Source organism: Mycobacterium tilburgii (assembly GCF_902168065.1).
GTDB classification, from domain to species: domain Bacteria; phylum Actinomycetota; class Actinomycetes; order Mycobacteriales; family Mycobacteriaceae; genus Mycobacterium; species Mycobacterium tilburgii.
Map to the genome: position 1 here is coordinate 1 of NZ_LR655790.1, position 254 is coordinate 254.

General features: G+C 65.4%; 1 protein-coding gene. It reads left to right on the forward strand.

From position 1 onward, the window contains the following. A partial coding sequence (locus FQ389_RS17600; protein WP_260860876.1) for a TylF/MycF family methyltransferase occupies positions 1-254 on the forward strand: 254 nt, incomplete at both ends.

Consider the following 254-nt stretch of genomic DNA (forward strand, 5'->3'; position numbering starts at 1 on the left):
CTGGTGCGCAAGCGACCGTTTAACGCCTACGCCCGGGATCGGGGGCTAGATTGGCCGGCCGATGCGCTGACGATGATCGGGATGCAGCGGCTGACCAGCTTGCAGCATTGTGTGGAGACCGTGCTGGGTGTGGAGACCGTGCTGGCCGACAACGTGCCGGGCGATCTGGTCGAGTGCGGTGTGTGGCGCGGTGGGGCGTCCATCTTGATGCGCGGAGTGCTGGCGGTCTACGGCGATTGGAAACGGCAAGTCTG